We start from the raw sequence: 1,453 nt of genomic DNA on the forward strand, positions 1-1,453 counted from the left end.
AAAAACAAGTTTTTTCTTTAATAATTTAGGAAACAGATTGATTTATCAAGTTGTTATCCCGCGCAGCAAGGGCTTCATGCTTTTGCTGCTTTTTTATTTCAAATTCAGCATCATAGAACTGTTCGTTCTTCCACAAGGTGTACATCAATATCAATAATTTTCTCTGTACCGCTACAAGTGCCACCAAAGGCTTTGCTTTGTTTGGCTTTAGTCTGTTATAGAACTGTTTCAATGTAGGGTTACAGCGTACACAGGTCATCGAGGGCATATGTAGTACCGCCCTGATATGGCTGTTCCCTTTTTTACTGATCCTGGTCTTCCCTTTGTAGTTGCCGGACTCCCTCAATACTACATCGTAACCGGCGTAGCTGGCCAACTGCTTGGCGTTGACTATCGATTCAAAACCTAAGGTTTCCCCGATTACCGTAGCCGCAGATATGAACGATACACCAGGTATGCTTGTCAAATATTCAAGTTTCCTTTTCAATTCTTCGTTGTCCGCTATCAATGACCGCATCTCTTCTTCAACTGCCTCTATCTGTGTATTGAGAAGCTTTAACCTGATCTTGTGCCTTTTTAGTGCTCTTACATTGCTATGCACGCTCGATGCGATCGCTCCTTGCCGATTGATTTCCACCGTTCTGTCGTTCAACAATGAACTACGTTCCCTGCTCAGCCCTTTTAGCTCCTGCAACTCTTCACTGGGCGGGTGCCATAGACGAATGTTTCTTTCCAGGCCTAACATACTTAGCATCCTACTATCCAACGCATCCGTTTTTGAACGTTGGTCCAAACTCTGCGCATAGCGCTTTACACGGCCGGATTGCATGACACAAACGCTATGGCCATGTTCATATAGATAATGTGCTATACCTTGATGATACACGCCCGTCGCCTCCAAGACCACTAACAGTTCCACTTCGGGATCGACGGATGCCCCCAACCATTTCAAGAGTACCTTATAGCCCTTTATATCATTGGATACATCGGGACGGGACTTGAATTCCTTGACCAGCCTTTCATTTAGAAACCCTAGTGACAATGACAGGTTCAACTTTGAAACATCGATACCAAGACTCTGTTTTAAACGCTTTTCCATTTCTTCGGTTTTTAAGCTATAATTCCCTTTATCATCCTTGCTCGCATTTGATTCGATCTCTATCCAAAGGACCTAGGTACTGTCCGGATTCCAAGAAAATTATAGAAGGGCGGGATTTCTAAGAAACGATATCACCCTAAAGTGTATCTAGCCGAGACCTCTCTGTCCCTTCTACTTAAGCTTATTATTGATTATCTAAAATAATGCTTTAATAAATCAGTTCAGGAAGAGCGTAAACCTAAGCGACGATATCTTTCTCAAGTATCTAGCCGAACCTCGAAATCACTCTTCCCTTTAAACTAATTTATCATTCAAAATATAGTATCTTCAAACTAAGAACCAAACATACGAGCC

General features: G+C 42.2%; 1 protein-coding gene. It reads right to left on the reverse strand.

All coding sequences use genetic code 11. From position 1 onward, the window contains the following. Positions 1-25: 25 nt before the first annotated feature. Positions 26-1,099, reverse strand: coding sequence for an IS110 family transposase (locus VBZ51_RS18945; protein WP_416577967.1), 1,074 nt, complete (start codon positions 1,097-1,099; stop codon positions 26-28). Positions 1,100-1,453 lie beyond the last annotated feature (354 nt).

The sequence above is a fragment of the Maribacter sp. HS genome, from assembly GCF_048059195.1.
Classification (GTDB): domain Bacteria; phylum Bacteroidota; class Bacteroidia; order Flavobacteriales; family Flavobacteriaceae; genus Maribacter; species Maribacter dokdonensis.

What these genes read in the sequence shown, in the direction of transcription:
- VBZ51_RS18945 (WP_416577967.1), bottom strand. Translation starts at nt 1,099, where the DNA reads ATGGAAAAGCGTTTAAAACAGAGTCTTGGTATCGATGTTTCAAAGTTG.